Here is a 25,869-nt window from a genome sequence, read left to right as displayed (position 1 = left end):
GAGACGGCGTTGAGCAGCAGGGCCAGTCGCATGTCGTCCATGCCGACGACGGCGCTGAAGGGGTAGGTCATGCGTGGATACGGCGCACGGGAGCACGCTTCCTCTCCCCGGGTGTCCACGCCCGGAGGTGGCAGGAGCGCGACGGCGGGAGTTCCTGACTCACCGACCCGGGGGCCGGCTCACAGTGGCGGGACCGCGCCGGAATCTCACCGGGCTTCCTCCACTGCCGTCGCGTGTGGCGGCGTCATGCAACCACAGCCTCCCGGCGGCCGGACAGCCCCGGGGGTCAGGCGCCGGCCGCACCCGGCGGCAGCAGCGGCAGCCCGGAGGGGGCGCCGGACTCGATCAGCCGCCACAGCGCGTCGGTGTCCGCGTGCTCGGCGATCAGGTCGCCGAGCCGGTCCAGCCGGGCCTCGCGGACGGCGGCGAAGTCGGTGTCCGGCGCTGGCACGAACCGGCGACCGGTGGTGCGCGCGACCTCGGCGAGGAACGCGCGGCGGAAGCCGTCGTTCTCCAGCGCGCCGTGCCACGTCGTGCCGGAGACCGCCCCGGCCTGCGCGCCGTCCAGGAAGGGCTCGGCGCCGTCGTCGACGGTCACCACGCCGTGGTGGATCTCGTAGCCGGTGACCTGCTGGCCGAGGGCCGACCCGGTCGGGCGGCCCAGGGTCTTCTCCCGCTCGAAGCGCACCTCGGTGGGCAGCAGACCGAGCCCCGCGACGGTGCCGGCGCGGGACTCGACGGCGTCGGTGATGCTGCGGGCCAGCATCTGGTGCCCGCCGCAGATGCCGAGCACCGGCCGGCCGGCCGCGGCGTGCCGGGAGACCGCCTCGGCCAGCCCGGTCTCCCGGAGCCAGCGGAGGTCGGCGACCGTCGCGCGGGTACCGGGCAGGACGACCAGGTCGGCGTCGGCGAGGTCCTCGGGCCGGGTGACGTACCGGACCAGGACCCCGGGCTCGGCGGCGAGCGCGTCGAGGTCGGTGACGTTCGACAGGCGCGGCAACCGGGCGACGGCGACGCGGAGCACCTCCTCGCCGTGCGGGGGGGCGCCCGACACGGCGCCGGTGGGGACGCCGAGGGAGTCCTCGACGTCCAGCTCCAGGCCGCCGAGCCACGGCAGCACGCCCAGCGTCGGCCGGCCGGTGAGCCGTTCCAGCTCCACCAGGCCCGGCTCCAGCAGGCGGACGTCACCGCGGAACTTGTTGACCAGGAAGCCGGCGACCAGCCGCTGGTCGGCCGGCGGCATCAGCGCGACCGTGCCGTAGAGCGCCGGGAAGAGCCCGCCGCGGTCGATGTCGCCGACCACCAGCACGGGCAGGTCGGCCGCCGTCGCCAGCCCCATGTTGGCGATGTCGTCGGCGCGCAGGTTGATCTCGGTCGGGGAACCGGCGCCCTCGCAGATCACGACGTCGAAGCGGGCGCGCAGGTCGGCCAGGGAGGCCAGGGCCTGCTCGAGCAGGGCGGCCTTCATCGGCCGGTAGGACAGCGCGGTGACGTCGGCGACCGCCCGGCCCAGCACCACCACCTGGCTGGAGTTGTCGCCCCCGGGCTTGAGCAGCACCGGGTTCATCGCCGCCTCGGGCACTACCCGCGCGGCCGCGGCCTGCATGACCTGCGCCCGGCCGATCTCGGCGCCGTCGGGGGTGACCACGGAGTTGTTGCTCATGTTCTGCGCCTTGAACGGCGCCACCGAGACGCCCTCCCGGGCCAGCCACCGGCAGATGCCCGCGGTGACCACCGACTTGCCGGCGTCCGACGTGGTGCCGGCGACCAGCAGCGCCCCGCTCACGGCCGGCTCCGCAGCAGCCGACCGCCGACCGCCAGCCCCGTGGCGCCGAGCCAGATCGCCCGCGACAGCCGCACCGCGGCCGTGATGTCGGCCGGCCCCGGCGCCCGTCCGGAGCCCAGCGCGGGCCGGACCTCGACCCGGGTGCCGTAGACGTTGCGCCCACCGAGCCGCACACCCAGCGCGCCGGCTGCGGCCGCCTCGCAGCGGCCGGAGTTGGGGCTCGGGTGGGCGGCGCCGTCCCGGAGCCAGGTGCGCAGCGCGCCGGCGGCCGAGCCGCCGGCCACGGGTGCGCAGGCGACCGTGAGCGCGGCGGTGAGCCGGGCCGGCAGCCAGTTGGCGACGTCGTCGAGCCGGGCGGCGGCCCAGCCGAAGCGCGCGTAGCGCGGCGAGCGGTGCCCGACCATCGCGTCGAGGGTGTTCACCGCGCGGTAGCCGAGCAGCCCGGGGAGCCCGGCCACCGCACCCCAGAACAGCGGCGCGACGGCGGCGTCGGAGGTGTTCTCGGCGACCGACTCGACGGTGGCCCGGGCCAGGCCGTCCGCGTCGAGCGACTGCGGGTCCCGGCCGGCGAGCGCCGGCAGGGCCGCCCGGGCGGCGGCGAGGTCGCCGGCGTCCAACGCCGTCCGCATCCGCTCGGCGGCCCGGCCCAGCGAGGTGCCGCCGAGCACGGCCCAGGCGGCCACCGCGGTGGCGACGGTCCGCGCCGCCGGCCGGCGGCGCGTGCCGCGGTCAACGAGCACGCCGATCCCGGCCGCGCCCGCGACCAGCGCGGCGGTGTGGCCGGCACCGGCGGCCCGGGAGTCGCGCCAGACCCGGCGCTCGAGCCCGGCTGCGACGGCACCGAAGCCGGCCACGGGGTGGGCGCGCCGGGGGTCGGCCAGCAGCAGGTCGGCGGCGGCGCCCAGGGCGAGGCCGGCCGCGATCGGGGTGTCCATCGCCGGTCATCGTGCCAATGGGCTCCGCGGACCCCGTGCCTAGGATCGCCCGCTGTGCGCGCCGACGAGCAGGGGACGAGCGCGCCGGTGACCGTCGTGGGCATCGGCGCCGACGGCTGGGACGGGCTGCCGCCGGTCGCCCGCCGGGTGATCGAGGGCGCCGACGTCCTGCGCGGGAGCGCCCGCCAGCTCGGGCTCGTGCCCGGCGACGTGCCGGCCGAGCGGGTGCCCTGGCCCTCGCCGATGGCACCGGCGCTCGCCGCCCTGCCGGAGGCGCACCCCGGCCGGCGCGTGGTGGTCCTGGCCAGCGGCGATCCGATGCTCTCCGGGGTCGGCACCGCGCTGGTCCGGCTGCACGGACCCGGCGCGGTGCACGTCCTCCCGCACCCCTCGTCGGCGAGCCTGGCCTGCGCGCGGCTGGGCTGGGCGGTCGAGGAGACCGCCCTCGTGACCGTCGTCGGACGGGCGCTGGAGCTGGTCACCCCGCACGTGACCCCCGGGCGCCGGCTGCTCGTGCTGGGCTCCGACGGTGGCACGCCGGCGGAGGTGGCGGCGCTCTGCGCGCGGTTGGGCTACGGCGCGAGCCGGATCACCGCGCTCGCCCAGCTCGGCGGGCCCGCCGAGCACGTGCTGACCGGATCGGCCGCGGACTGGCCGCACGGCGTCGTCGACCCGTTGGTCGTCACCGCGGTCGAGGCGGTGGCCGACGAGGCCACGGTGCCCCTGCCGGTGGTGCCCGGGCTGCCCGACGAGGCGTTCGAGGACGACGGGCAGCTCACCAAGCGGGACGTGCGGGCGGTCACGCTGGCGCGGCTCGCGCCGCTGCCGGGCCGGCTGCTGTGGGACGTCGGCGCCGGGGCGGGGTCGATCGGCATCGAGTGGATGCGCGCCCACCCGTCCTGCCGGGCCGTGGCGGTCGAGAGCCGGCCGGACCGCGCGGCGCGGATCCGCGGCAACGCCGCCCGGCTGGGTGTCCCCGGACTGCAGGTCGTGGAGGGGCGGGCGCCCGAGGCCCTCGCCGGGCTGCCCGCCCCCGACGCCGTCTTCGTCGGCGGCGGGGCGACGACCCCGGACCTGCTGGACACCTGCTGGGCCGCACTCCGGCCGGGCGGGCGGCTGGTGGTCACCGCGGTCACGCTGGAGAGCGAGGCGGTGCTGGCCGGCTGGTTCGCGCGCGTCGGGGGTGACCTGGTCCGGCTGTCGGTCGCGCACGGCTCGCCGGTCGGTTCGTTCACCGGCTGGCGACCGGCCATGCCGGTGACCCTCCTCAGCGTGGTTCGGTAGCGGCCATGACCGTGCACTTCATCGGCGCCGGACCGGGTGCGGCCGACCTCGTCACCGTCCGCGCCGCCCGGCTCATCGCGAGCGCTCCGGTGTGCCTCTACGCGGGCGCGCTGGTGCCGCGCGAGCTGCTGGACACCGCGCCCGAGGGCGCCCGCCTCGTCGACACCGCCGACCTGGACCTGGACCAGATCACCGCGGAGCTGCTGGCCGCCCACGAGGCCGGGCTCGACGTCGCCCGGCTGCACTCCGGCGACCCGTCGGTCTACAGCGCCATGGCCGAGCAGATGCGCCGGCTGGACGCGCACGGCGTGCCCTACGACGTCGTGCCGGGGGTGCCGGCGTTCGCCGCGGCCGCCGCGTCGCTGAAGCGGGAGCTCACCGTGCCCGGCGTCGGGCAGACCGTCGTGCTCACCCGGACCTCGGCCCGCTCCACGCCGATGCCCGCGGGGGAGCAGCTCGCCGCCTACGCCGCGACCGGGGCCACGCTCGTGCTGCACCTGGCGGTGCAGCGGCTCGGCGAGCTCGCGCCGCAGCTGGCCGAGCACTACGGGCCCGAGGGGCCGGTCGCCGTGGTGGCCCGTGCCAGCCGGGACGACGAGCTGGTGCTCCGCGGCACGCTGGCCGACATCGCCGCGCAGGTCGAGGCGGCGGGGGTGCGCCGGACGGCGGTCGTCGTCGTCGGGCCCGTGCTGACCGCGGGGCAGTTCCCCGACAGCCACCTGTACTCGACGACGCGACCGCGGTGAGCGGGACGCCGCCGGGGCGGGTGCTGGTGCTCGGCGGCACCGGCGAGGCGCGCCGGCTGGCCACGGCCCTGGTGGACGAGGGCGTCCCGGTGCTCAGCTCCCTGGCCGGGCGGGTCGCCGATCCGGTGCTGCCGCCCGGTGACGTGCGCGTCGGCGGCTTCGGGGGCAGCGATGGGCTGGCCGCCTGGCTCTCGGCGCACCCCGTCCAGGTGATCGTGGACGCGACGCACCCGTTCGCCGTCGCGATGACCGCCTCGGCCGCGACCGCCGCCGCGGCCACCGGCGTCCCGCTGCTGCGCCTCCAGCGCCCGGGCTGGACGGCGGAACCCGCCGACGACTGGCGCTGGGTCGACTCGCTGACCGGGGCGGCCGAGGCGGTGCGCGGCTTCGGGTGCGTCTTCCTCACCACCGGGCGCCAGGGGCTGGCCGCCTTCGCGACGCTCACGGCGCACTGCGTCGTCCGCTCGGTCGACCCCCCGGACCCGCCGTTGCCGGCGCGGACCACCGTCGTCCTCGAACGCGGCCCGTTCAGCCTCGCCGACGAGCTCGCGCTCCTCCGCGAGCACGCGGTGGAGGTCCTCGTCACCAAGGACAGCGGCGGCGCCATGACCGCGGCCAAGCTGACCGCCGCCCGCGAGCTCGGGCTGCCCGTGGTGGTCGTGCGCCGGCCGCCCCTGCCTCCGGGGGTGCCGGTGGTGGGGACGGTCGACGAGGCGCTCTCCTGGCTGCGGGGTCAGCCCGGGTAGGTCCGCGACGTCCAGACCAGGCCGGAGGGCCCCACCCGGGTCTGCGACGAGCCGATGATGAGCAGGCACCGCATGTCGACGGTCTCCGGGTCCAGGTCGCCCAGCGTGGTCACGGTGAGGCGTTCCTCGGCCCCGCCGACGTCCCGGCCGACGACGACCACCGTCTCCGGCGCTCGGACCTCCAGCAGCGCCTGCTGTGCCTCGCCGAGCTGGTGCGGGCGGTGCTTCGAGCGCGGGTTGTAGAGGGCGATGACCAGGTCGGCCGCGGCCGCGTGGCGCAGCCGGTCGAGGACGACGTCCCACGGCTTGCGGACGTCGGACAGCGACAGCACGCAGAAGTCGTGCCCGAGCGGGGCCCCCACCTTCGAGGCCACCGCCTGGGCCGCGGTGAGGCCGGGCACCACCCGCACCGGCACCCCCGCGAACTCCGGCCGCTCGGCCACCTCCAGCACCGCGGCCGCCATCGCGAAGACCCCCGGGTCGCCGCTGGAGACCACGGCCACCCGCCGGCCGGAGCGGGCCAGCCCGAGGGCGTGCGCGGCGCGCTCGGCCTCCACCCGGTTGTCGGTCGGGAAGCGCTCCTGGCGGGGGTTGGCCGGCACCCGGTCCAGATAGGGCCCGTAGCCGATCAGCACCTCGGCGCAGGCCAGCGCGTCCGCGGCCTCGGGGGTGGTCCAGTACCGCGCCCCCGGCCCCAGGCCGACGACGACCACCTGGCCGGTGGCCGTGCCGCCACCCGGGTCCGGCTCGGCTCCGGGCAGCTCGCCGGTCAGCGGGCTGGGCAGCAGCGCGAGGGAGAAGTAGGGAACCGTCTCCGGGTCGACGTCGGCCAGCGGCGCCGTGCGCTGCCCGACGGTGGTGGCGCGCTCGACGTACAGGGCGCGGTCGAGGACGCCCGCCCGCTCGAACGCCTCGCGGACGTGCGGGAACGTGCGGCCGAGCTTCATGACCGCGGCCGAGTCCGTCGTGGACAGCCACTCGGTCAGCTCGTCGGCGGGCAGCGTGCCGGGGAGCACGGTGAGCACCTCGTCCCGCTCTACCAGCGGCCGGCCGACGGCCGCGGCGGCGCCGCTCACGCTGGTCACGCCCGGGACGACCTCGGTCGGGTAGCGGTGCGCCAGCCGCTTGTGCATGTGCATGTACGAGCCGTAGAAGAACGGGTCGCCCTCGGCCAGGACGACGACGTCGCGGCCGGCCTCGAGGTGCGCGGCCAGCCGGGCGGCCGCGGCCTCGTAGAACTCGTCGATGGCGCCCTGGTAGCCGCCGGGGTGGTCGGTGGCCTCGGTGGTGACGGGGTAGACCAGCAGCTCCTCGATCTGGCCCGCGCGCAGGTAGGGCTCGGCGATGCCGCGCGCCACCGACCGGCCGTGGCGGGCCGCGTGGAAGGCCACGACGTCGGCCGCGCCGATGAGCCGGGCGGCCTTGACGCTGACCAGCTCCGGGTCGCCCGGGCCCAGCCCGACCCCGTACAGCCGTCCCTGTCCGCTCATCGCTCCTGCTTCGCTCCCGCGGGGCCCTCCGCTCCTCGCTCGTTCCTCGCTGCGATGCTCACGCCCCTGTCCGCTCATTCGACGTCGCTCGCGATCGCGTTCACCGCAGCCGCGGTGATCGCGCTGCCGCCGCGGCGGCCGCGGACGACCAGGAAGTCGAGGTCGGAGGCGGCCAGCGCCTCCTTCGACTCCGCGGCGCCGATGAAGCCGACCGGGATTCCGAGGACGGCGGCCGGCCGGGGCCCGCCCGCGGCGACCATCTCCAGCAGGTGGAACAGCGCGGTGGGGGCGTTGCCGATCGCGACGACGGCGCCCTCCAGGCGGTCGCGCCACAGCTCGGTCGCGGCGGCGGTGCGCGTGGTGCCGAGGTCGGCGGCGAGGGCGGGCGTGCGCGGGTCGTCCAGGGTGCAGACCACGTCGTTGTCCCGGGGCAGCCGGCGCCGGGTGACGCCGGACGCGACCATCCGGACGTCGCAGAGCACCGGCGCCCCGGCGTCCAGAGCTGCCCGGGCGCGCTGGACGACGGCGGGGGACCAGGCCACGTCCTCGACCAGGTCGACCTGCCCGCAGGCGTGGATCATCCGCACGGCCACGCGGGCGACGTCCGCGGGCATGCCGCGCAGGTCCGCCTCGGCGCGGATGGTCGCGAACGACTGCCGGTAGATCTCGGCGCCGTCCCTCTCGTACTCGTGCAGGTGCTCGGGCATCGGCGTCGCTACGTTCCGTTCGTGATCAGGTAGCCGTCGCCGGTGGCGACGACGTCGAGGACAGGGCCTGCGGGGCGGCCGCAGCGGCGGGCGCAGCCCACCCAGTGCTGGCGGGTGCCGCCCGCCGGGAGGGCGCCGGCCGTCACCGCGCGGACGACGTCGGCCCGGACGTCCGCGAGGGAGTTCGCGCATCCCGGGCGTCCGGCGCAGGAGGTGACCTGCAGCCAGGCGCTGCCCGGGTCCAGGACCAGGCCGGCAGCGGTGAGGGTGGCCGTGGCCGACGCGTCCGGCAGGTCGGGGACCACGACGCTCCGCCAGGGGGTGAGCTGCAGCTCGCCCCTGGACAGGTCGGCCAGCAGCAGCGCCTGGTCGGTGGTGAGCCGGCCCAGCGGGACGACGGCGGTCAGCGCCGTCCGCCCGTCGTCCTGGTGCACGGCGCCGGCCGGTCCGGCCGGGAGGGGAGGGGCGGGCGCGATCCGCACGGGCACCGGGTCGCCGAGGGTCGCGGCGACGCGCGCCGGCCCGTCGGCCAGCTCGCCGAGCCGCCACGCGGTGCCGCCCTGCGCCGCGCGCTCGGCGACGAAGGCGCGGGACGCGGCCAGGGCCAGATCGACCGCGCCCGCGTGATCGGCGCGCAGCCCGCTGTCGTGGCCGGCCAGCAGCAGCGCCGCGCTGCCCGGCCCGAGCGCCCGGAGCGCGACGTCCGCGCCCTGGCCGGCGACGTCGCCGCGGCCGTCGTCGAACGCGACCAGGAACCGGCCGGGGAGTGCGGCGAGCGACGGGTCCCCGCACAGGCCGGTGTCGAAGGCCCGGACCCAGGGGCGGACGTCGACCAGCCCTCCGGACCGCCCGGTGAGGGCGCTGGCCAGCACGTTGCGGGCCGTCTCGTGGGTCTCGCTCGGGAGGAGCCCGGTGTCGGCCAGCCGCGCGCCCAGCTCTCCCTCGGCGCCGTCGAGGAGCCCGCGCAGCTGCAGGTTCCCCCGGCTGGTCAGCTCGAGCGCGGCGTCGCCGAGGTCACGGGCGGCCGCCGCCAGCACCCGGCACTGGTCGGCGGTGAGCAGCCCTCCCGGTACGCGCACCCGCGCGAGCCGGCCGTCCGCGGCGGCATGGGTCCGGAGCGCGCCGGGGCAGGCGTCGGCCCGGTTGCGGGCAGGGGTGGGGGTCACGGCGATACCTGGGGGTCGGGTCGTCGGTCGGAGACGTCGACGCGCACGGGGTGGCCGTCCACGGCGGGACGGCCACCCCGTGCGGTCGCACGGGGCGGGACGCGCCGGTCAGCGCACCCGGGGACCGCGGGTGGCGCGATCGGCGAACCACCCGCCGGCCAGCCCGATGCCCGCCCACAGGACGGCCAGCTGCCCCAGCGACGCGAGCCGGAAGTCCCAGACCACGGCCGCCGGGACGTCGGCGGCGATCACGTCGGGGTTGTCCGGCACGAGCACCAGGACCAGGGCGAGCGCGACGGCGGAGGCCACCACCGCGGCCACCGTCGTCCCGGGCACGCCGACGCCGCGGGCCCGCAGCGCCTGGACCAGCACGCCGACCAGCACGGCGGCGACGACCCCGCACAGCAGGGTCGCGCCGTAGATGGCGGTCCGGGTGCCCACCGTGTCCGGGTCGCCCACGGCCGGCGGGCTGGCGGGCAGCTTCAGCGCCGGCAGCAGCGCCAGCACCGCGAACCCGACGGCGGCGAGGACGGTCACCCGGGCGAAGTCGGTGCGCCCGGGGAGCCGGTGGCGGACGGCGCCGTAGACGGCGGCGAAGACCACCGCCAGGACGACACCGGCCAGCACCGTGCCCAGGAAACCGCCGACGAGCTGCTCGCCGCGGCTGAACAGCTCCTCGCCGTGGTCGTGGCCGGCCTCGCCGGCGGTGCGCGCCTCCTCGAGGTCGAGCGCGGGCGCGATGGCCCGCTCGGTGACCAGGAGCGAGAAGACGCCCGCCAGCGCCCCGGCGACGAGGCCTCCCGCCACGAGGCGGGAGAACAGCGTGCCGAAGCCGGGCGGCTGGGTGGTGGACGGTCGGTCGAGGACCTCGGTCATCTCCCGTGCCCCGTCAGTGACAGGGCATGCCCAGCGAGTGCCGGGCGTCGTGGAAGAACTCGTGCGCGGTCCCGCCCATCGAGGCGAGCACCGCCCCGTTGTCCTGGGCGATGAGGTAGAGCCCGAACAGGCCCAGCAGGGCGAGTGCCCAGGCCCAGGCGGGGACGGCGATGCGGGATGCGGCGGTCGCCGGGTGCGCGTGCGGAACGGAGGTCATGACTGGGAAACCTTTCTTCCATGCCTCGTGGAGTGGGATGGTGCGCGCCGCAGCAGGTTTCCTGACTCCCGGATCGTCGCTCGCCCCGACCTTCCCGGTCATGTTCTGACCAGTGGTGCCATGCGGGGTCTGCTCCTCGGTCACAGTGGCGAGGACCGTGCCGGATTTGAACCGGCTTCCCTGACACTGCGGCGGTGGGACCCTACGCCGGGTCGTCGGGCGTGCCCCCGGGCGCCTGCCGGAGGACGCAGTCACCGCAGGTCCCCGCGCCGGGGATCCGGTAGAAGAGGCAGCACGACCGGCGGACGAAGGAGCCGTCGCTCCGGTGCGAGCCGGTGCCGGCCAGCGGGCCGCTGCGCAGCAGCGCCCTCAGCACCTCGTCCGCCGCCGCGGCCAGCCCTGGGCGGGCCTGCGCGGCCATCCGCAACGCGCCGGCCGTCGCGGAGACCACGTTGCCGGCGAGCACCTGCGGCGGGACGCCGGTCGCCGTCCGGACCGCGTCGCCGAGGGGTGCGATCGCCGGCGCCAGCCAGTGCTCGTCGAACGCGCCGGCCAGCTGCTCGGATCCGCCGGCCGGCACCGCTCGCGGCAGCGTGACGGCCAGCGGGTGGGGGTTGGTGCCCGACAGCCGCAGGTGCACCGACGACGTGGCGGACACCGGCAGCGTGCCGGTCAGCAGCGCCGCGCCGAGCACGGGTGCGACCAGCCGGGCGACCAGGCCGAGGTGGGCGATCGACGCCCCCACGACCGGGTCCACCGCCGGGGAGCCGGGGCCGCCCGCGAGGACCGTGCGGACCTCGGCCAGCCGGCCGCCCAGGACGGCGGGGTCGGCGGTCAGCCGGTCCCAGGTGACCCAGTCCGGGCCCGCGTCCGGGGAGGTCGCGAAGAACGGCCCGAGGTCGGCCGCGGCGGCCAGCGCGGCGCGCGCGGCGGGGTCCCCGGGCATGCGCACAGCATGCCGTGCGCCGCGGGCGTGCCCGGAGCGCGCGCCCGGTCGGTGGCGGCGGGCCGGGTGGTCTCGGTGACACTGTCCCGGTTCGGACACCCACCGGTGGCTCCCGTCCCGGACCCACCCGTACGGAAGGGGCGCGCGTGCGTCGCCTGCTCGTCATCGGCATCGGCGCCGGGGATCCCGCCTTCGTCACCGTGGGTGCCGTGGAGGCGCTCAACCGGGTCGACGTCTTCCTCGTGCTCGACAAGGGGCCGGCGACGGCGGACCTCACGCGCGCCCGCCGCGACGTGTGCGAGCGCTTCATCACCCACGACCGCTGGCGGCTGGTGGAGCTGGCCGACCCGGAGCGGGACCGCCGCACGCCCGCCTACGAGCGGGCCGTCGACGACTGGCGCGACGACCGCGCGGCGCTCCTCGAGCAGGCCCTCGCGGACGAGGTGCCCGACGGCGGGACCGCGGGCTTCCTCGTGTGGGGTGACCCGTCGCTCTACGACGGCACGATCCGGGTCATCGAGAGCATCGCGGCGCACGGCTCGATGGACCTGGAGTGGGAGGTGGTCCCGGGGATCACCAGCGTGCAGGCGCTCACCGCCCGGCACCGGATCCTGCTCAACCGGGTGGCGGGCGCGGTGCACCTGACGACGGGCCGGCGGCTGGCCGAGGCGTTCCCGGACAACGCCGACGACGTCGTGGTCATGCTCGACTCGCACCTCGTCTGCCGGAAGTACGCCGACCAGGACCTCGACATCTACTGGGGGGCCTACCTGGGCACCGAGGACGAGATCCTCGTCAGCGGCAAGCTCGCCGACGTCATCGACGACATCGCCGACGAGCGGGCCGCGGCCCGCGAGCGCAAGGGCTGGGTGATGGACACCTACCTGCTCCGCCGTCCCGAGCGGGCCTGACGGGCCCGGCCGGCCCGTCGCCGGGCCGGCGCGGCGCTCGCGGTAGCGTGCGCCCATCGCGGCAGTCAGCGAGGAAACCGGTGCGATTCCGGTGCGGTCCCGCCACTGTCAGCCCCGAGAACGGGGTGAGCCAGACACTCCGGCTGCCGTGCCCGACGACCCGGGGCGCGGACCCCGAGTGAGGAACGCGCCGTGAGCGACCCTGCCTCCAGCACCCCTGCCTCCAGCACCCCTGCCTTCGCGTTGCTGTCCACCAGCGACACCGACCTGCTCTCCGCCCGCGCCTCGGGCGCCGGCTGGCGGCTGGGCAACCCCGCCCGGCTCGACGGCGCCGCGCTCGCCGCGATGGTCGAGGGCAGCGCGCTGGTCGTCGTCCGCATCCTGGGGGTGCGGCGGCAGTACGAGGAGATGCTGGCCCCGCTGCTGGCCGGCCCGGCGCCGGTCGTCGTCCTCGGCGGCGAGCAGGTGCCCGACGCCGAGCTCATGGAGCTGTCCACCGTCCCGATGGGGGTGGCCACCGAGGCGCACGGCTACCTCGCGCAGGGCGGCCCGGACAACCTCGTGCAGCTGCGCCGCTTCCTGTCCGACACCGTGCTGCTCACCGGCGAGGGTTTCGAGCCGCCGTCGGTCGCGCCCGACTGGGGTGTCCTGGACCGCACCCCGCGCCGCACCGACGGCCCGGTCGTCGCCGTCCTCTACTACCGGGCGCACCACCTCTCCGGGAACACCGGCTTCGTGGAGTCGCTGTGCCGCGCGGTCGAGGACGCCGGCGGGCGGGCGCTCCCGGTGTTCACCTCCTCGTTGCGGTCGGTCGACCCCGGGCTGCTCGAGACGCTGCGGGGTGCGGACGCCATGGTCGTCACGGTGCTCGCGGCCGGCGGGGCCCGGCCGGCCACGGCCCAGGCCGGCGGGGACGACGGCGCGTGGGACGTCGGCGAGCTCGCCGCTCTCGACGTCCCGGTCATCCAGGGCCTGTGCCTCACCCGGTCGCGCGCCGAGTGGGCCGCGGACGACGACGGGCTCTCCCCGCTCGACGTCGGCAACCAGGTCGCCATCCCCGAGTTCGACGGCCGGCTGATCAGCGTGCCGTTCTCCTTCAAGGAGACCGACGAGGACGGGCTCACCTCCTACGTCGCCGACCCCGAGCGGGCCGCCCGCGTCGCCGGGACCGCGGTCGCGCACGCGCGGCTGCGGCACACCCCGCCCGGGGAGCGGCGGATCGTCGTGATGCTGTCGGCCTATCCGACCAAGCACGCCCGCATCGGCAACGCCGTCGGTCTGGACACCCCGGCGTCCGTCGTCCGGCTGCTCGCCGCGATGGCCGGCCAGGGCTACGACATCGGGCCGTTCGACGGGCCGGACGCGCTGCCCGGCGTGGCCGAGCTCGACGGCGACGCCCTGTTCCACGCGCTCATCGCCGCCGGTGGGCAGGACGCCGACTGGCTCACCGAGGAGCAGGTCTCCGGCAACCCGGTGCGCATCCCGGCGGCCGCCTACCGCGCGCACTTCGACTCCCTGCCCGCCGACCTGCGCGAGACGGTGGAGGAGCACTGGGGCCCCGCGCCCGGCTCGCTGTTCGTGGACGGGGACGACATCGTGTTCGCCGCCCTGCGGGCCGGCAACGTCGTGGTGATGGTCCAGCCGCCCCGCGGCTTCGGCGAGAACCCGATCGCGATCTACCACGACCCCGACCTGCCGCCCTCGCACCACTACCTCGCGGCCTACTGGTGGCTGCGCTCGGAGTTCGGCGCGCACGCACTCGTGCACGTGGGCAAGCACGGCAACCTCGAGTGGCTGCCGGGCAAGAACGTCGGCCTGTCCGCCTCCTGCGGTCCGGACGCCGCGCTGGGCGACCTGCCGCTGATCTACCCGTTCCTCGTGAACGACCCGGGCGAGGGGTCGCAGGCCAAGCGCCGCGCGCACGCCACCCTGGTCGACCACATGGTCCCGCCGATGGCGCGGGCGGACAGCTACGGCGACATCGCCCGGCTGGAGCAGCTGCTCGACGAGCACGCGAACGTCGCGGCGATGGACCCGGCGAAGCTGCCCGCCGTCCGCGCGCAGATCTGGACGCTGCTGCAGGCCGCGAAGCTCGACGCCGACCTGGGCCTGCACGAGCGCCCCGAGGACGACCACTTCGACGAGATGATCCTGCACGTCGACGGGTGGCTCTGCGAGATCAAGGACTCCCAGATCCGCGACGGCCTGCACGTGCTCGGGGCGCCGCCCACCGGGCAGAACCGCGTCGACCTCGTGCTGGCCATGCTGCGCGCCCGCCAGATCTGGGGCGGTTCGGTCGCGCTGCCCGGGCTGCGCCAGGCGCTGGGCCTGGTGGAGGACGGCACCGCGGGCCTGCAGGAGACCGACCGCGTCGAGGCGCTGGCCGAGGCGCTCGTCCAGGGGATGGAGAGCCGCGGCTGGACGGTGGCGGCGGTCGGGGACGTCGTCCGCGAGGTCCTCGACCGCGACGACGCCGGGGTCGCCGCCGTCCTCCGGTTCGCCGCCGAGGAGGTCGTGCCCCGGCTGGACCGGACGACCGACGAGCTCGACGCGACCCTGCACGCCCTGGAGGGCGGCTACGTGCCGGCCGGCCCCTCGGGCTCGCCGCTGCGTGGGCTGATCAACGTGCTGCCGACGGGCCGGAACTTCTACTCCGTCGACCCGCGCGCGGTGCCGTCGCGGCTGGCCTGGGAGACCGGGCAGGCGATGGCCGAGTCGCTCGTCGACCGGTACCGCGCCGACACGGGGGAGTACCCGCGTTCGGTCGGGCTGTCGGTGTGGGGCACCTCGGCGATGCGCACGTCGGGCGACGACATCGCCGAGGTGCTCGCACTGCTGGGCGTGCAGCCGGTCTGGGACGAGGCGTCCCGCCGGATCACCGGCCTGGAGGTCGTTCCGCTCGACGAACTCGGCCGGCCGCGCATCGACGTCACGGTGCGGATCAGCGGCTTCTTCCGCGACGCCTTCCCGCACGTCGTGACCATGCTGGACGACGCGGTGACCCTGGCCGCGGGGCTGGACGAGCCCGCGGAGCAGAACTACGTCAAGGCGCACGTGGACGCCGACGTGGCTACCCACGGCGACCGGCGCCGCGCGACCACCCGGGTCTTCGGCTCCAAGCCGGGCGCCTACGGCGCCGGCCTGCTGTCGCTGATCGACAGCCGCAACTGGCGGGGCGACGCCGACCTCGCCGAGGTGTACGCGGTGTGGGGGGGCTACGCCTACGGCCGCGACCTGGACGGCGTGCAGGCCCGGCCGGACATGGAGGCCGCGTACCGGCGGATCGCGGTGGCGGCGAAGAACGTGGACACCCGGGAGCACGACATCGCCGACTCCGACGACTACTTCCAGTACCACGGCGGGATGGTCGCCACGGTGCGCGCGCTGACCGGCACCGCGCCGGCGGCCTACATCGGCGACTCCACCCGGCCCGAGCAGGTGCGCACCCGGTCGCTGACCGAGGAGACCGCCCGGGTGTTCCGCGCGCGCGTCGTCAACCCCAAGTGGCTGGCCGCCATGCGCCGGCACGGCTACAAGGGCGCGTTCGAGCTGGCCGCCACGGTCGACTACCTGTTCGGCTACGACGCCACCACCGGCGTGGTCGCGGACTGGATGTACGAGAAGCTCGCCCAGACCTACGTGCTCGACCCGGAGAACCGTGCCTTCATGGAGCAGTCGAACCCGTGGGCGCTGCACGGCATCGCCGAGCGGCTGCTGGAGGCGGTCGACCGGAAGATGTGGGCCGAGCCGGACCCCGCTCTGCTGGCGGAGCTGCAGCAGGCCTACCTCGACACCGAGGGCGACCTGGAGGGCGGGGAGTCCCCGGCGACGGCCCGTCGCTGACCGGCGGAGCGGCACACTGCCGGGGTGCCGAACCTCCGCATCGCCCAGGACGACGCCGCCGACGAGCTGCTGGGCCGCGACCCGCTCGCGCTGCTGATCGGGATGCTGCTGGACCAGCAGTTCCCCATGGAGCGGGCCTTCTCCGCGCCCCGGCTGCTCGCCGACCGGCTCGGCGTCGACACCCTCGACGCCGCGCAGCTGGCCGGCATGGACCCCGAGGCCCTGACCGCGGTGTTCCAGGGGCCGCCGGCGCTGCACCGCTACCCGGGATCGATGGCCGGCCGCGCCCAGGAGCTGTGCCGGCTGCTCGTCGAGCGCTACGACGGGCGCGCGGAGAACCTGTGGGCCGGCGCCACCGACGGCAAGGCGCTGCTCCGCCGGTTGAAGGAGCTCCCGGGTTTCGGCGCGCAGAAGGCGTCGATCTTCCTGGCGCTGCTCGGCAAGCAGTACGGCGTCGCCCCGGACGGCTGGCGGGAGGCCGCCGGCGCCTACGGCGAGGAGGGCTCGCACCGCTCGGTCGCCGACATCACCGGGCCGGAGTCGCTGGCCGAGGTGCGCCGGTTCAAGCAGGAGCAGAAGGCGGCCGTCAAGAAGGCGGCAGGCGCCGGGTGATGGCAGAGGGATGCCGGACGTCCTGCGCGCAGAGCCCGCTGCAGGCGGAGCAACCGGCCCGTCGCTAGGCGAACGGACGCGCCGCCGCCGCCTCCGCCGGTCAGCCGGTGGGGCAGTCGCGCAGGGCCGACACGTCGAACTCCGGGATGGGACGCGCCGCTGCCTCTTGCGCGGTCGAGGCTTTCCCGTTGCGTTCGATGTCGTCGAGGAGCCAATCCATCTCCATGATCTCCCGGCGCTGGGCCTCGCTGATGGAGACGGCGAGCTCGCAGACGCGGACGTCGGAGATCCCGGCACGCTCTGACCTGGTGATGGCCAGCGAGTGGTGCGGGATCATCGAGCTCATCCAGTCCTCGTCCTGGACGGTCGTCTGACTGCGGTCGAGGAACACCCCGACGCCGAGCAGAACGAGGCTCGCTACCACGATCGCGATGTTGGCCTTGGTGTTGCGGTACATGTTCAGCATCCAGCCGAGCATCACCAGGCCCATCGTCCCGCCCATGGTGAGCGCCATGAACACGCGGCTCTCGCTGAACCGCACGTGACCCCACTCGTACGTGCCGGCGAACATGGCCGCGTACATCACCACCATGGCGGTGAGGATCATCGCCCCGAAGCGCAGGTACATGGTCCTGCTCATCGGGTCGCTGCCGCCGTGGTTCCCGTCATGCGTCTGCGGGGGGTCATGCTCGGCTGGCGAGGCCATGGAGGACTCCGTTCTCGAGTTGGGGCCCCTGCTCGGCCACGCGCGCAGGAACTGGTGCCTTCGTTCCTGACACGGGGAGCAGGAGCGGCGATGGGGAGGTGGGTCAGCCCAGTGCGGAGATGAGCTCCAGGCAGGCTTGTTCGCAACGACGGCAGGACTCCGCACACACCCGGCAGTGCTCGTGCATGGAGGCGTGCCCCCCGCACTCGTCCCCGCAGGCCTTGCAGGCCGCCGCGCAGGCCTCGAGCACCGCGCGGGTCAGGTTCGCGTCGTAGCCGGTGTGACGGGAGAGCACCCGGCCGGTGGCGTCGCAGACGTCGGCGCAGTCGAGGTTGGTGCGGATGCACTTCGTGAGCTCGGCGACCATGTCCTCGGACAGGCAGGCGTCGGCGCAGGCGGTGCAGGCCTGGGCGCACTCGACGCACGCCTCGATGCACTCCCTCAGCTTGTCGCGGTCAACGCCGCCGAGGTCCTTGGGGTAGGTCTCGAGCATCTGGCTGGCAACCGTCATGTCTCCTCCTCCGGGCGCCGGTGGGAGGCGTTCTTTCGACGCATGCGGCTTCCACCGACCACTCGCCACCTACCCCGGGCGTCGCACGCACCGCTCCGATGTCACAGATCTGTCATGTGGTGCCAGCGGCAGACGTGCAGGCACGGGTAGGGGTCGGGCGGCTCTACCGGGCCGTTCGTGGAGCGGAGGAGGACGTGATGGGGCGCATCGACCGGATCGCCGAACCGTGGGGGACCCGCACGCCGTACGGGCCGGGGGAGACGTGGCCGACCCGGGTGGACTCCTACCTGGCCGAGGGGCTGACCGAGGACGACGTCGAACGGTGGGTGCAGTCGGCGACGATCATGCACTCCAACGGCGACGGGCTCGACATCGCGGTCAAGGACGCCCGGATCGTCGGCGTCCGGGGCCGGGCGGTGGACCGGGTCAACCACGGCCGGCTGGGCCCCAAGGACCTGTACGGGTGGCAGGCGAACAACTCGCCCGACCGGCTGACCAGGCCGCTGATCCGCCGGAACGGCGAGCTGGTGGAGACCGACTGGGACACCGCGATGGACGCCGTCGCCGGCCGGTGCCGCGAGTTGCTGGACGAGCAGGGCCCGAGGGCGTGTCAGATGGTCTGTGTAGGAGCTGCGTGAGCCTGGGGCTGTGGCCTCGGGAGGGAGCACCCTGATGACCGTGACCGATGAGCAGGCCGGCGACCCGGGTGGCCCGGGCCGGGTGAGCGGGGCGCAGCTGCGGCAGCTGTTGGCCGATGACACGTGGCTGGATGCGTTGATCGACCGGGCCGAGACCGGCGGAGTGGCGCTGACCGGGGAGGGCGGGTTCCTTCCGGAGCTGGTCAAGGCCGTCCTCGAGCGGGGACTGGCCGCTGAGCTGACCGAGCACGTCGGCTACGAGCGGGGCGATCCGGTCGGCCGGGGCTCGCCGAACAGCCGCAACGGCAGCACGCCCAAGACGGTGCAGTCCGAGGTCGGCCCGCTGCCGCTGGCCGTGCCCCGGGACCGGGCGGGCAGTTTCACCCCGCAGCTGGTGCCCAAGGGCGAACGCCGCCTCGGCGGCCTGGACGACATGATCATCTCGCTCTACGCGGGTGGGATGACGGTGCGCGACATCCAGCACCATCTGGCCCGCACGATCGGCACCGAGCTGTCCCACGACACGATCAGCAAGATCACCGACGCGGTGCTCGACGAGGTCGGCGCATGGCAGGCTCGGCCGCTGGAGCCGATCTACCCGATCGTCTACGTCGACGCGCTGGTGGTGAAGATCCGCGACGGCCATCAGGTGCGCAACCGGGCCGCGCACATCGTGGTCGGAGTGGACCTCGACGGCATCAAGCACGTGCTGGGGATCTGGGTGCAGGCCACCGAGGGCGCGAAGTTCTGGGCCGGCGTGGTGGCCGAACTGGCCAACCGCGGCGTGCGGGACATCCTCATCGCCTGCTGTGACGGGCTGACCGGCCTGCCCGAGGCGATCGAGGCGACCTTTCCGCACACGACCGTGCAGACCTGCGTGGTGCACCTGATCCGCGCCTCGATGCGGTTCGTGTCCTACGGCGACCGCAAGAAGGTGGCCGCCGCGCTCAAGGGCGTCTACACCGCCCCGACCGCCGATGCCGCCGAGACCACGCTGCTGGAGTTCGCCGACTCCGACCTGGGACGCAAATACCCGGCGGCGGTGGCGACCTGGCAGAACGCCTGGGAGCGGTTCATCCCGTTCCTCGCCTTCGGACCCGCGCTCCGCAAGATCATCTACACGACGAACATGATCGAGTCGCTGAACTACCAGCTCCGGAAGATCATCAAGAACCGGGGGCACTTCCCCAACGACGCCGCGGTGATCAAGCTGCTCTGGCTGGCGATCCGCGACATCGAGGACAAGCGGGCCCGGGAGCGGCTCAAGGACCGCGGCAAGCCGGCCAACCAGCGCACCGCACCCGGCAAGCTCGTCGAGGGCGCGGTCACCCAGGGCTGGAAGCCGGCCATGGCCGAGATGATGATCGCCTTCGGCGACCGCATCGAGCCTTACCTCAGCTGACAACATCAAGATCGACTGCAGGTCTTACACAGAGAAGTTGACAAGCTCCTTCCCGAGCGCAGTCGCCTTCTACACGACCGGGCAGCTGTTCCTCGAGGAGTACTACACCCTCGGGCTGATCGCGCACGGCGGGATCGGCACCAATCACGTCGACGGCAACACCCGGCTGTGCACGGCCACGGCGGCCGCCGCGCTCAAGGAGACCTTCGCCTCCGACGGCCAGCCGGGCAGCTACACGGACATCGACTCCGCCGACGTGATAGCCCTCTACGGGCACAACATGGCCGAGACCCAGACCGTCCTCTGGACCCGCATCCTCGACCGGCTCGCCGGGCCGAACCCGCCGCAGATCATCTGCGTCGACCCGCGTGAGACGCCCGTGGCCCGAGCGGCCACCGTGCACCTGGCCCCACGGCCGGGCACCAACGTGATGCTGATGAACGCTCTGCTGCACGAGATCGTCGGCAACGGCTGGATCGACCGCGAGTACATCGAGGCCCACACCGTCGGCTTCGACGAGCTGGAGAAGCGCGTCCGCGACTACCCGCCGGAGGTCGCTGCCGAGGTGTGCGACGTCCCGGCCGAGGACATCCGCGCGGCGGCCCGCATCATCGGGCACGCGCAGCGGCTGCTGTCGACGGTGCTGCAGGGCTTCTACCAGTCCCACCAGGCCACGGCGGCCGCCGTCCAGGTCAACAACATCAACGTCGTGCGAGGCATGCTCGGCCGGCCCGGCTGCGGGATCCTGCAGATGAACGGCCAGCCGACGGCGCAGAACACCCGCGAGGCGGGCGCCGACGGTGACCTGCCGGCGTTCCGCAACTGGTCCAACGACAGCCACATCAAGGACCTCGCCCGCATCTGGAACGTCGACCCGATGGACATCCCGCACTACTCGCCGCCCACGCACGCCATGCAGATGTTCCGCTACGCGGAGGAGGGGTCGATCCGCTTCCTCTACGTCACTGCGACCAACCCGGCGGTCTCGCTGCCCGAGCTGGCCCGGATCCGGGAGATCCTGGCGCAGGAGCGGCTGTTCCTGGTCGTGCAGGACATCTTCCTGTCCGAGACCGCGCAGCTGGCTGACGTCGTCCTGCCCGCGGCGACGTGGGGTGAGAAGACGGGCACCTTCACCAACGTCGACCGCACGGTGCACCTGTCGGAGAAGGCGGTCGAGCCGCCGGGGGAGGCGCGTGCCGACCTGGACATCCTCATCGACTTCGCCCGGCGGCTGGACCTGCGGGACAAGGACGGCGCCCCGCTGGTGAAGTGGTCGGACCCCGAGGGCGCCTTCGAGGGCTGGAAGGAGTGCTCGAAGGGACGGCCGTGCGACTACAGCGGTCTGTCCTACGACAAGCTGCGCGGCGGTAGCGGGATCCAGTGGCCGGTCACCGAGGACGCGCCCGACGGCACCCAGCACATCTACGTCGACGGGCAGTTCTGGGCGCAGCCGGAGTACTGCGAGAGCTACGGCCGCGACCTGGTCACCGGCGCCGCGCTGGACGAGACCGAGTACCGCGCGCTCAACCCGACGGGCCGGGCGGTGCTCAAGGCTGCCGAGTACCTGCCGCCGCACGAGCTGGTCAGCGAGGAGTACCCGTTCCAACTGATCACCGGCCGCACGCTCTACCACTTCCACACCCGCACGAAGACCGGCCGAGCGCCGCAGCTGCAGGCCGCTGCGCCCGAGGTCTGGGTCGAGATGTCGGCCTCGGACGTCGCCGACCGAGGCTGGGCCGAGGGCGACCTGCTGGAGCTGCGGACGCCACGCGGGCGCGTGGAGGCGAAGCTGCGGATCAGCGGCATCAGGCCGGGGGTGCTGTTCCTGCCGTTCCACTACGGCTACTGGGACGAGCCCGGCGGGCACGAGCCGGACGGCTTCGGCCGGGCGGCCAACGAACTCACCCTCACCGACTGGGACCCCTGCTCCAAGCAGCCGATCTTCAAGACCGCCGCCGCCGCGGCCGACCGGCTCGGCTCCGGGGACGGCCCGTCGGCGGCGCCCACCACCACGAGCTCGCGGCCGGTCACCGGCGACGTACCGCCGACGCGGGGCGGGCCTGCGGCCGAGGCCGTGGAGGAGCTCGCCACGGGAGGTGCGCGATGAAGCTGGGCCTGGCCATCGAGGAACTGCACCGCTCGGAGAACCACCTCGCCCGGGTGCTGCTGGCCGTGTCCGACCGGCACAAGGCCGACCACGAGGTGTTCTACGTCGCCCGCGACATCGCCGGCTGGTCGCAGCGGCACGTGCAGGAGCTGGCCCGCATCGGGGCAGACTTCGGCGTCGACCTCGACCCCGAACCGGAGGGCGAGCCGGGGATCCTGGAGAAGATCCAGCAGGCCACGTCGGACCTGCTCGGCCGCCGGCCCGAGCCCGGGCTGCTGCTGCTCGCCGATCTGCGGCACGTGCACCGCGAGGCCGCCGGGGTGTCCCTGGACTGGGAGCTGCTGGCCCAGGCCGCGCAGGGCGCTCGCAAGCGGGAACTGCTGGAACTGGCCGAGCGCTGCCACCCCGACACGCTGCGGCAGATGCGCTGGGCCAACGCCAAGCTCAAGGAGTCCGCGACGCAGGCGCTGGTCAGCTGATGGAGCCGCAGACCCGCGTCGTCCTCCGGCCCATCGCCACCCCGCTGCCCCCGGGGTTTCTCGCGCTGGCCCTGTCGACCGTGATGTTCAGCGCGGTCCAGCTCGGCTGGATCGCTCTCGCCGAGGGCCGGATCGCGGCGCTGACGGCGCTGCTCGCCACGCTGCCGCTGCAGTTCCTGGCCGCGGTCATCGGCTTCCTCAGCCGCGATCCGGTGGCCGCCACCGGCATGGGCATCCTGTCTGGCACCTGGGCGGTCATCGGCTACACGACGCTGACCTCGCCCCCGGGCGCGGTCAGCGACGGCCTCGGCGTCTTCCTGCTGACCGCCGGCCTCGCCATGGTCGTCCCGGCGGCCGCCGCCGCGGGCAGCAAGGCCGTGCCTGCCGCGGTCATGGCGCTGGCCGGCACCCGCTTCCTCGTCACGGGGGCCTACGAGCTCACCGGCTCGACCGGGTGGAAGACCGCGGCCGGCTGGGTCGGTCTGGCGCTGGCGGTCGTCGCCTTCTACGCGGCTCTGGCGCTGGAGCTCGAGGGCGCCCGGCGGCGGACGGTGCTTCCGCTGGGGCGGCGCGGCCCGGGGCAGGCCGCAGTCGACGGACGTGGACCGCTGCAGCCCGCCGACCTCCGGGACGAGGCCGGCGTCCGGCCCCAGCTGTGAGTACTGGTCGCGAAGGGCGAGGCCGGTGCTGATCGACGTCGTGCTCGTCGCCGCGGGCGTGCTGGGCCTGGCGGTGGCTGCGCTGTCGGATCGGTTGCGTCGTCTCCCCGTCTCCGAGCCGGTTCTCGCGCTCGCCGCGGGCGTGCTCCTGGGGCCGGAGCTGCTGGGCCTGCTCGACGTGCCGCCCCTGACCGAGGACAGCACCTGGCTGCACACGACCACCCGCCTGCTGCTGGCGATCTCGGTGATGGCGGTGGCCCTGCGGTACCCGTTCGGCGGCGCCCGCAGGCGGCTGCGCCCGGTGCTCCTCCTGCTGGCGGTCGCGATGCCGGTCATGGCCGGGGTCACCGCGGGGCTCGCCGCGTGGGTGCTGGGTGTCGGGCTCGGCACGGCGGTGCTGATCGGTGCCGCGCTGTGCCCCACAGACCCCGTGCTGGCCTCCAGCGTCGTGACCGGCGGGCCGGCCGAGGAGGACCTCCCGGCCCCGGACCGGCAGATCCTGTCGCTGGAGTCCGGGGCCAACGACGGCCTGGCGTTGCCCCTGGTCCTGCTGGCCCTCGCCGTGGCCGGCGCCGACAGCATCGGTGCCGCGCTGGCCGAGTCGGTGTGGCAGGTGGCCGGGGCGGTCCTGCTGGGCGTCCCGGCCGGCTGGCTCGGCGCCCGCGCGCTGCAGGCGGGGAAGAACCACGGGTCCGTCGACACCGGCCCCCGGCTGCTCTTCACCGCGGTGCTGGCCTTCGCCGTCCTGGGGGCAGCCGGGCTGCTGCACGTGGACGGCATCCTCGCGGTGTTCGTGGCGGGGCTCGCCTTCAACTACGCGGCCACCGGCCCGGACCGCACCGACGACGTGCCGATCGACGAGGCGGTCAACCGCTTCCTGGTGCTGCCGCTCTTCGTGGGCCTCGGAGCCGTCCTGCCGTGGTCGGCGTGGGCAGACCTGGGCTGGCGTGGGCTCGCCCTCGTCGTCGGTGTCCTGCTTCTCCGTCGGCTACCGGTGGTGTGGTTGCTGCGCCGGCCCCTCGGCCTGGGTGGGCCGGACGCGGCCTTCCTCGGGTGGTTCGGCCCGATCGGGGTGTCGGCGGTGTTCTACCTGGCGATGGAGGCCGAGCGGCTGGCCGTGGATCCGGTCGTGCTCGCGGCCGGCAGCCTCGTCGTCGCCGCCAGCACGGTCGTCCACGGGACGACGTCGGCGCCTAGCCGGGTGTTCTACCGGCGGGCCGCCCAGGCCGGGGCCGGCAGCGGGCACAGGAAACGCGTGAGCGAGAGGGAGGAGTGACCGTGTGGTTCGACTCGTGGTCCGACCTGGTCCGGGTGGCCGTCATCGGCGCCAGCGCCTACCTCACCGTGGTGGTGGTCCTCCGGCTGTCCGGCAAGCGCACGCTGGCCAAGCTCAACGCCTTCGACCTGGTCGTCACCGTCGCCCTCGGTTCCACCCTGGCGACGATCCTGCTCAACAGCGACGTGTCCTGGACAGAGGGTGCGCTTGCGCTGGCCGTGCTGGCGCTGCTCCAGTCGCTGGTGGCCTGGGGCACCGTGCGCTGGCCGGGCGGTCGGAAGGTGGTGACCGCACGGCCGACCCTGCTGCTCCGCGACGGGCGCGCCCTGCCGGAGGCGTTGCGGGCCGAACGCGTGACGATGGACGAGGTCCGCCAGGCGGTGAGAGCGACCGGGTCCGGCGACCTCACGTCGACCGCCGCCGTCGTCCTGGAGAGCGACGGCTCCTTGAGCGTCATCTCGGCCAGTCGGCTGGGGAACGGGTCAAGCCTGGAAGGGGTGCGCGCCCGCGACGCCTGACCGGTCGGTCCACGTGTCCGGGGGCCAGTCGCCCGCGAGCGCGTCCGCGAGCTGCCGCCGCCAGCGCGCCGTCTCGGTGGCGTCCACGGCCGCGGACGTCTCCGACAGCCGGACGATCCGATCCATGTGGTCGGTCAGTTGTTGATCGATCACCCCGCGTGGAGCCCGCCAAGCGAGCTCGCGCAGCAGGGCAGCCAGGCGGCGCAGGACGGCGGGCTGTCCCTCCGCGAAGTGCACCGGCTCCTCGAGCCCCAGCTGGACGAGAGCCGACAGGTCCCACTGGGGCAGCAGGAGGCGCAGGACGCCGTCGTGGTCGTGCAAGGGCGTCGCCCGAGGCGGGCGGGTGAGGACCTCGCCCAGCAGGGCGGAGACGTGCGAGAGGGCGTGCACGGCTGTCGTCGGGTCGTTGGTGCCCGGGGAGAGCGCCCGCACGGCGATGTCGACCGTCTTGCGGAGGCTGTAGGCGATGTCGTGGTCGGGGACGCGCTCGAAGCGCAGGTGCACGCTCTCGTCCAGCGACCGCTTCACCGCATCGGTGTCGGCCTCCGCTCCCGGGTGTGAGGGCCAGACGTGTGCAAGGGGGGTACCGGCGACGACGGAGTCCCCGATGCGGTGGGCGAGGAGCACCGTGGCCCCGGCGGACTCGGCCACATCCACGATGCGGGGCCCGTCCACATGGGTGATGAACCCGCTGGCCGAGGCGACGACGATTGCCGGGGTGCCGGTCGGAAGGACATAGCCCGCCGCATCGCCGTCGTCGCTCGGAAGTTCGCGGGCGAAGGTGGCCTGGGCCTCGTCGGAGACGTCCCGCAGCATGGTCTCGACGCGGAGCGAGCGCGCCAGGTGGCCGAGGAAGAGGACCAGGGCCACGACGCTGACCACCGTCAGCACGAACGCCGCGGTGACCGAGGCCCGGGGGACGAACGCGGGACCGGCCGACTGCTCCGTCCGCACCGTCCGCAGCACCGTCAGGGCGTAGACGAAGGTGCCGACCAGGACGGCGAGGGTGGCCTGGACGACGCGGTCGGTCACGAACGTCTGCAGCAGACGCGGTGAGTGCTGGCTGCTGCTCAGCTGGAGGGCGACGACGGTGAAGGAGAACGTCAGGCCGGTCACCGAGATCAGGGATCCGGCGATGGCGGCGAGGACGTCGCGCGCCGCGGAGGGTCCCCCTCCGAACACGAAGGTGAGCGGATGCTCCCCGCCGGGTTCCTCGAGAACCTGGTCCACCGCCGGCAGACCGATGCCGAGCCCGATGGCCAGTGCGATGGCGAGGACCGGGAGTGGCCACAGGGAGCTGCGCAACCG

Annotated in this window: 24 protein-coding genes and 3 riboswitches; of the genes, 13 read left to right on the top strand and 11 right to left on the bottom strand. The window is 74.7% G+C overall.

Features of this window, described 5'->3' with window-relative positions; all coding sequences use genetic code 11:
- Positions 1-148 precede the first annotated feature (148 nt).
- Positions 149-221, bottom strand: a riboswitch (cobalamin riboswitch).
- Between the two features lie 65 nt (positions 222-286).
- Both JKP75_RS12030 and JKP75_RS12025 read right to left on the bottom strand, forming a co-directional pair.
- Positions 287-1,786 (bottom strand): cobyric acid synthase, encoded by a 1,500-nt coding sequence (locus tag JKP75_RS12030; protein WP_200491000.1) that lies wholly within the window; start codon positions 1,784-1,786, stop codon positions 287-289.
- Positions 1,783-2,721: a cobalamin biosynthesis protein gene (locus tag JKP75_RS12025; RefSeq protein WP_200491001.1), complete on the bottom strand. Its 939-nt coding sequence runs from the start codon at positions 2,719-2,721 to the stop codon at positions 1,783-1,785. Before JKP75_RS12025 ends, JKP75_RS12030 begins: the two co-directional genes overlap by 4 nt.
- A 54-nt stretch (positions 2,722-2,775) precedes the next feature.
- Between JKP75_RS12025 and cbiE the strand changes: the two genes are divergently transcribed.
- The 3 genes from cbiE to JKP75_RS12010 are packed head-to-tail and all read left to right on the top strand — an operon-like array spanning position 2,776 to position 5,497.
- A complete protein-coding gene (cbiE, locus tag JKP75_RS23980; protein ID WP_200491002.1) occupies positions 2,776-4,005 on the top strand; it encodes a precorrin-6y C5,15-methyltransferase (decarboxylating) subunit CbiE in 1,230 nt (409 codons plus the stop codon).
- 5 nt (positions 4,006-4,010) lie between these two features.
- A complete protein-coding gene (gene cobM, locus JKP75_RS12015) occupies positions 4,011-4,751 on the top strand; it encodes a precorrin-4 C(11)-methyltransferase (protein WP_200491003.1) in 741 nt (246 codons plus the stop codon).
- Positions 4,748-5,497, top strand: a complete 750-nt coding sequence (locus JKP75_RS12010; protein ID WP_200491004.1) for a cobalt-precorrin-6A reductase — start codon at positions 4,748-4,750, stop codon at positions 5,495-5,497. Before cobM ends, JKP75_RS12010 begins: the two co-directional genes overlap by 4 nt.
- Here JKP75_RS12010 and JKP75_RS12005 read toward each other — a convergent pair.
- The 6 genes from JKP75_RS12005 to JKP75_RS11980 form a co-directional block, all read right to left on the bottom strand.
- A complete protein-coding gene (locus tag JKP75_RS12005) occupies positions 5,485-6,987 on the bottom strand; it encodes a precorrin-2 C(20)-methyltransferase (protein WP_200493113.1) in 1,503 nt (500 codons plus the stop codon). The genes JKP75_RS12010 and JKP75_RS12005 overlap by 13 nt on opposite strands.
- A 74-nt stretch (positions 6,988-7,061) precedes the next feature.
- On the bottom strand, positions 7,062-7,682 hold the full coding sequence (locus JKP75_RS12000; RefSeq protein WP_200491405.1) for a precorrin-8X methylmutase: 621 nt from the start codon (positions 7,680-7,682) through the stop codon (positions 7,062-7,064).
- Positions 7,683-7,702: 20 nt separating this feature from the next.
- Positions 7,703-8,860: a nitrite/sulfite reductase gene (locus JKP75_RS23975; protein ID WP_200491005.1), complete on the bottom strand. Its 1,158-nt coding sequence runs from the start codon at positions 8,858-8,860 to the stop codon at positions 7,703-7,705.
- A gap of 108 nt (positions 8,861-8,968) precedes the next feature.
- Positions 8,969-9,736 (bottom strand): CbtA family protein, encoded by a 768-nt coding sequence (locus JKP75_RS11990; RefSeq protein ID WP_200491006.1) that lies wholly within the window; start codon positions 9,734-9,736, stop codon positions 8,969-8,971.
- A 13-nt stretch (positions 9,737-9,749) separates the two neighbouring features.
- Positions 9,750-9,953, bottom strand: coding sequence for a CbtB-domain containing protein (locus JKP75_RS11985; RefSeq protein WP_200491007.1), 204 nt, complete (start codon positions 9,951-9,953; stop codon positions 9,750-9,752).
- A 33-nt stretch (positions 9,954-9,986) separates the two neighbouring features.
- Positions 9,987-10,159: riboswitch (cobalamin riboswitch) on the bottom strand.
- A complete protein-coding gene (locus JKP75_RS11980) occupies positions 10,156-10,899 on the bottom strand; it encodes a (2Fe-2S)-binding protein (protein ID WP_200491008.1) in 744 nt (247 codons plus the stop codon). It overlaps the preceding riboswitch by 4 nt.
- A 146-nt stretch (positions 10,900-11,045) precedes the next feature.
- Here JKP75_RS11980 and cobF point away from each other — a divergent pair, with 146 nt between their 5' ends.
- The 3 genes from cobF (at position 11,046) to JKP75_RS11965 (ending at position 16,265) form a co-directional block, all read left to right on the top strand.
- A complete protein-coding gene (gene cobF / locus JKP75_RS11975; protein WP_200491009.1) occupies positions 11,046-11,810 on the top strand; it encodes a precorrin-6A synthase (deacetylating) in 765 nt (254 codons plus the stop codon).
- A gap of 70 nt (positions 11,811-11,880) precedes the next feature.
- Positions 11,881-11,950, top strand: a riboswitch (cobalamin riboswitch).
- A gap of 52 nt (positions 11,951-12,002) precedes the next feature.
- The gene (cobN, locus tag JKP75_RS11970) at positions 12,003-15,653 is read left to right on the top strand and encodes a cobaltochelatase subunit CobN (RefSeq protein ID WP_200493112.1); all 3,651 of its coding nucleotides are present in this window, start codon (positions 12,003-12,005) and stop codon (positions 15,651-15,653) included.
- A gap of 24 nt (positions 15,654-15,677) precedes the next feature.
- Positions 15,678-16,265, top strand: a complete 588-nt coding sequence (locus JKP75_RS11965; RefSeq protein WP_200493111.1) for an HhH-GPD-type base excision DNA repair protein — start codon at positions 15,678-15,680, stop codon at positions 16,263-16,265.
- A gap of 100 nt (positions 16,266-16,365) precedes the next feature.
- On the opposite strand, the gene JKP75_RS11960 is transcribed toward JKP75_RS11965, so the two are convergent.
- Complete coding sequence (locus JKP75_RS11960; protein WP_242471278.1) at positions 16,366-16,971, bottom strand: DUF305 domain-containing protein; 606 nt, start codon at positions 16,969-16,971, stop codon at positions 16,366-16,368.
- Positions 16,972-17,074: 103 nt separating this feature from the next.
- Positions 17,075-17,482: a four-helix bundle copper-binding protein gene (locus JKP75_RS11955; RefSeq protein ID WP_200491010.1), complete on the bottom strand. Its 408-nt coding sequence runs from the start codon at positions 17,480-17,482 to the stop codon at positions 17,075-17,077.
- Positions 17,483-17,679: 197 nt separating this feature from the next.
- Between JKP75_RS11955 and JKP75_RS11950 the strand changes: the two genes are divergently transcribed.
- Genes JKP75_RS11950 through JKP75_RS11920 form a run of 7 tightly spaced genes read left to right on the top strand, consistent with a single transcriptional unit; the run spans position 17,680 to position 24,561 of the window.
- Positions 17,680-18,120 (top strand): molybdopterin-dependent oxidoreductase, encoded by a 441-nt coding sequence (locus JKP75_RS11950; protein ID WP_200493110.1) that lies wholly within the window; start codon positions 17,680-17,682, stop codon positions 18,118-18,120.
- 34 nt (positions 18,121-18,154) lie between these two features.
- The gene (locus JKP75_RS11945; RefSeq protein ID WP_375335624.1) at positions 18,155-19,522 is read left to right on the top strand and encodes an IS256 family transposase; all 1,368 of its coding nucleotides are present in this window, start codon (positions 18,155-18,157) and stop codon (positions 19,520-19,522) included.
- A 37-nt stretch (positions 19,523-19,559) separates the two neighbouring features.
- A complete protein-coding gene (locus tag JKP75_RS11940) occupies positions 19,560-21,629 on the top strand; it encodes a molybdopterin oxidoreductase family protein (protein ID WP_200493109.1) in 2,070 nt (689 codons plus the stop codon).
- Positions 21,626-22,108 (top strand): hypothetical protein, encoded by a 483-nt coding sequence (locus JKP75_RS11935; RefSeq protein WP_200491013.1) that lies wholly within the window; start codon positions 21,626-21,628, stop codon positions 22,106-22,108. The genes JKP75_RS11940 and JKP75_RS11935 overlap by 4 nt, the downstream gene beginning before the upstream one ends.
- Positions 22,108-22,767, top strand: coding sequence for a GPR1/FUN34/YaaH family transporter (locus tag JKP75_RS11930; RefSeq protein ID WP_200491014.1), 660 nt, complete (start codon positions 22,108-22,110; stop codon positions 22,765-22,767). Before JKP75_RS11935 ends, JKP75_RS11930 begins: the two co-directional genes overlap by 1 nt.
- 25 nt (positions 22,768-22,792) lie before the next feature.
- Positions 22,793-24,043 (top strand): cation:proton antiporter, encoded by a 1,251-nt coding sequence (locus JKP75_RS11925; RefSeq protein ID WP_309229782.1) that lies wholly within the window; start codon positions 22,793-22,795, stop codon positions 24,041-24,043.
- A gap of 2 nt (positions 24,044-24,045) precedes the next feature.
- Positions 24,046-24,561 (top strand): DUF421 domain-containing protein, encoded by a 516-nt coding sequence (locus tag JKP75_RS11920; RefSeq protein ID WP_200493108.1) that lies wholly within the window; start codon positions 24,046-24,048, stop codon positions 24,559-24,561.
- On the opposite strand, the gene JKP75_RS11915 is transcribed toward JKP75_RS11920, so the two are convergent.
- The gene (locus JKP75_RS11915) at positions 24,526-25,866 is read right to left on the bottom strand and encodes a DUF2254 domain-containing protein (RefSeq protein WP_200491015.1); all 1,341 of its coding nucleotides are present in this window, start codon (positions 25,864-25,866) and stop codon (positions 24,526-24,528) included. The two genes, JKP75_RS11920 and JKP75_RS11915, sit on opposite strands and share 36 nt — an antisense overlap.
- Positions 25,867-25,869: the final 3 nt, after the last annotated feature.

This window comes from Blastococcus sp. TML/M2B (assembly GCF_016612865.1).
In the GTDB taxonomy this organism is placed as follows: Bacteria; Actinomycetota; Actinomycetes; order Mycobacteriales; family Geodermatophilaceae; genus Blastococcus.
The sequence above is the reverse complement of the archived record's forward strand: the minus strand, read 5'-3'. Positions and strand labels throughout refer to the sequence as shown.

Excerpts from the sequence above, each read along its gene's own strand:
- JKP75_RS12005 (WP_200493113.1), bottom strand. The coding sequence starts at position 6,987 with ATGAGCGGACAGGGACGGCTGTACGGGGTCGGGCTGGGCCCGGGCGAC.
- JKP75_RS11945 (WP_375335624.1), top strand. The coding sequence starts at position 18,155 with ATGACCGTGACCGATGAGCAGGCCGGCGACCCGGGTGGCCCGGGCCGG.
- JKP75_RS12025 (WP_200491001.1), bottom strand. The coding sequence starts at position 2,721 with ATGGACACCCCGATCGCGGCCGGCCTCGCCCTGGGCGCCGCCGCCGAC.
- JKP75_RS11990 (WP_200491006.1), bottom strand. The coding sequence starts at position 9,736 with ATGACCGAGGTCCTCGACCGACCGTCCACCACCCAGCCGCCCGGCTTC.
- JKP75_RS11980 (WP_200491008.1), bottom strand. The coding sequence starts at position 10,899 with ATGCCCGGGGACCCCGCCGCGCGCGCCGCGCTGGCCGCCGCGGCCGAC.
- JKP75_RS11985 (WP_200491007.1), bottom strand. The coding sequence starts at position 9,953 with ATGACCTCCGTTCCGCACGCGCACCCGGCGACCGCCGCATCCCGCATC.
- JKP75_RS11960 (WP_242471278.1), bottom strand. The coding sequence starts at position 16,971 with ATGGCCTCGCCAGCCGAGCATGACCCCCCGCAGACGCATGACGGGAAC.
- JKP75_RS11955 (WP_200491010.1), bottom strand. The coding sequence starts at position 17,482 with ATGACGGTTGCCAGCCAGATGCTCGAGACCTACCCCAAGGACCTCGGC.
- JKP75_RS11950 (WP_200493110.1), top strand. The coding sequence starts at position 17,680 with ATGGGGCGCATCGACCGGATCGCCGAACCGTGGGGGACCCGCACGCCG.
- cobM (WP_200491003.1), top strand. The coding sequence starts at position 4,011 with ATGACCGTGCACTTCATCGGCGCCGGACCGGGTGCGGCCGACCTCGTC.
- JKP75_RS11930 (WP_200491014.1), top strand. The coding sequence starts at position 22,108 with ATGGAGCCGCAGACCCGCGTCGTCCTCCGGCCCATCGCCACCCCGCTG.
- JKP75_RS11935 (WP_200491013.1), top strand. The coding sequence starts at position 21,626 with ATGAAGCTGGGCCTGGCCATCGAGGAACTGCACCGCTCGGAGAACCAC.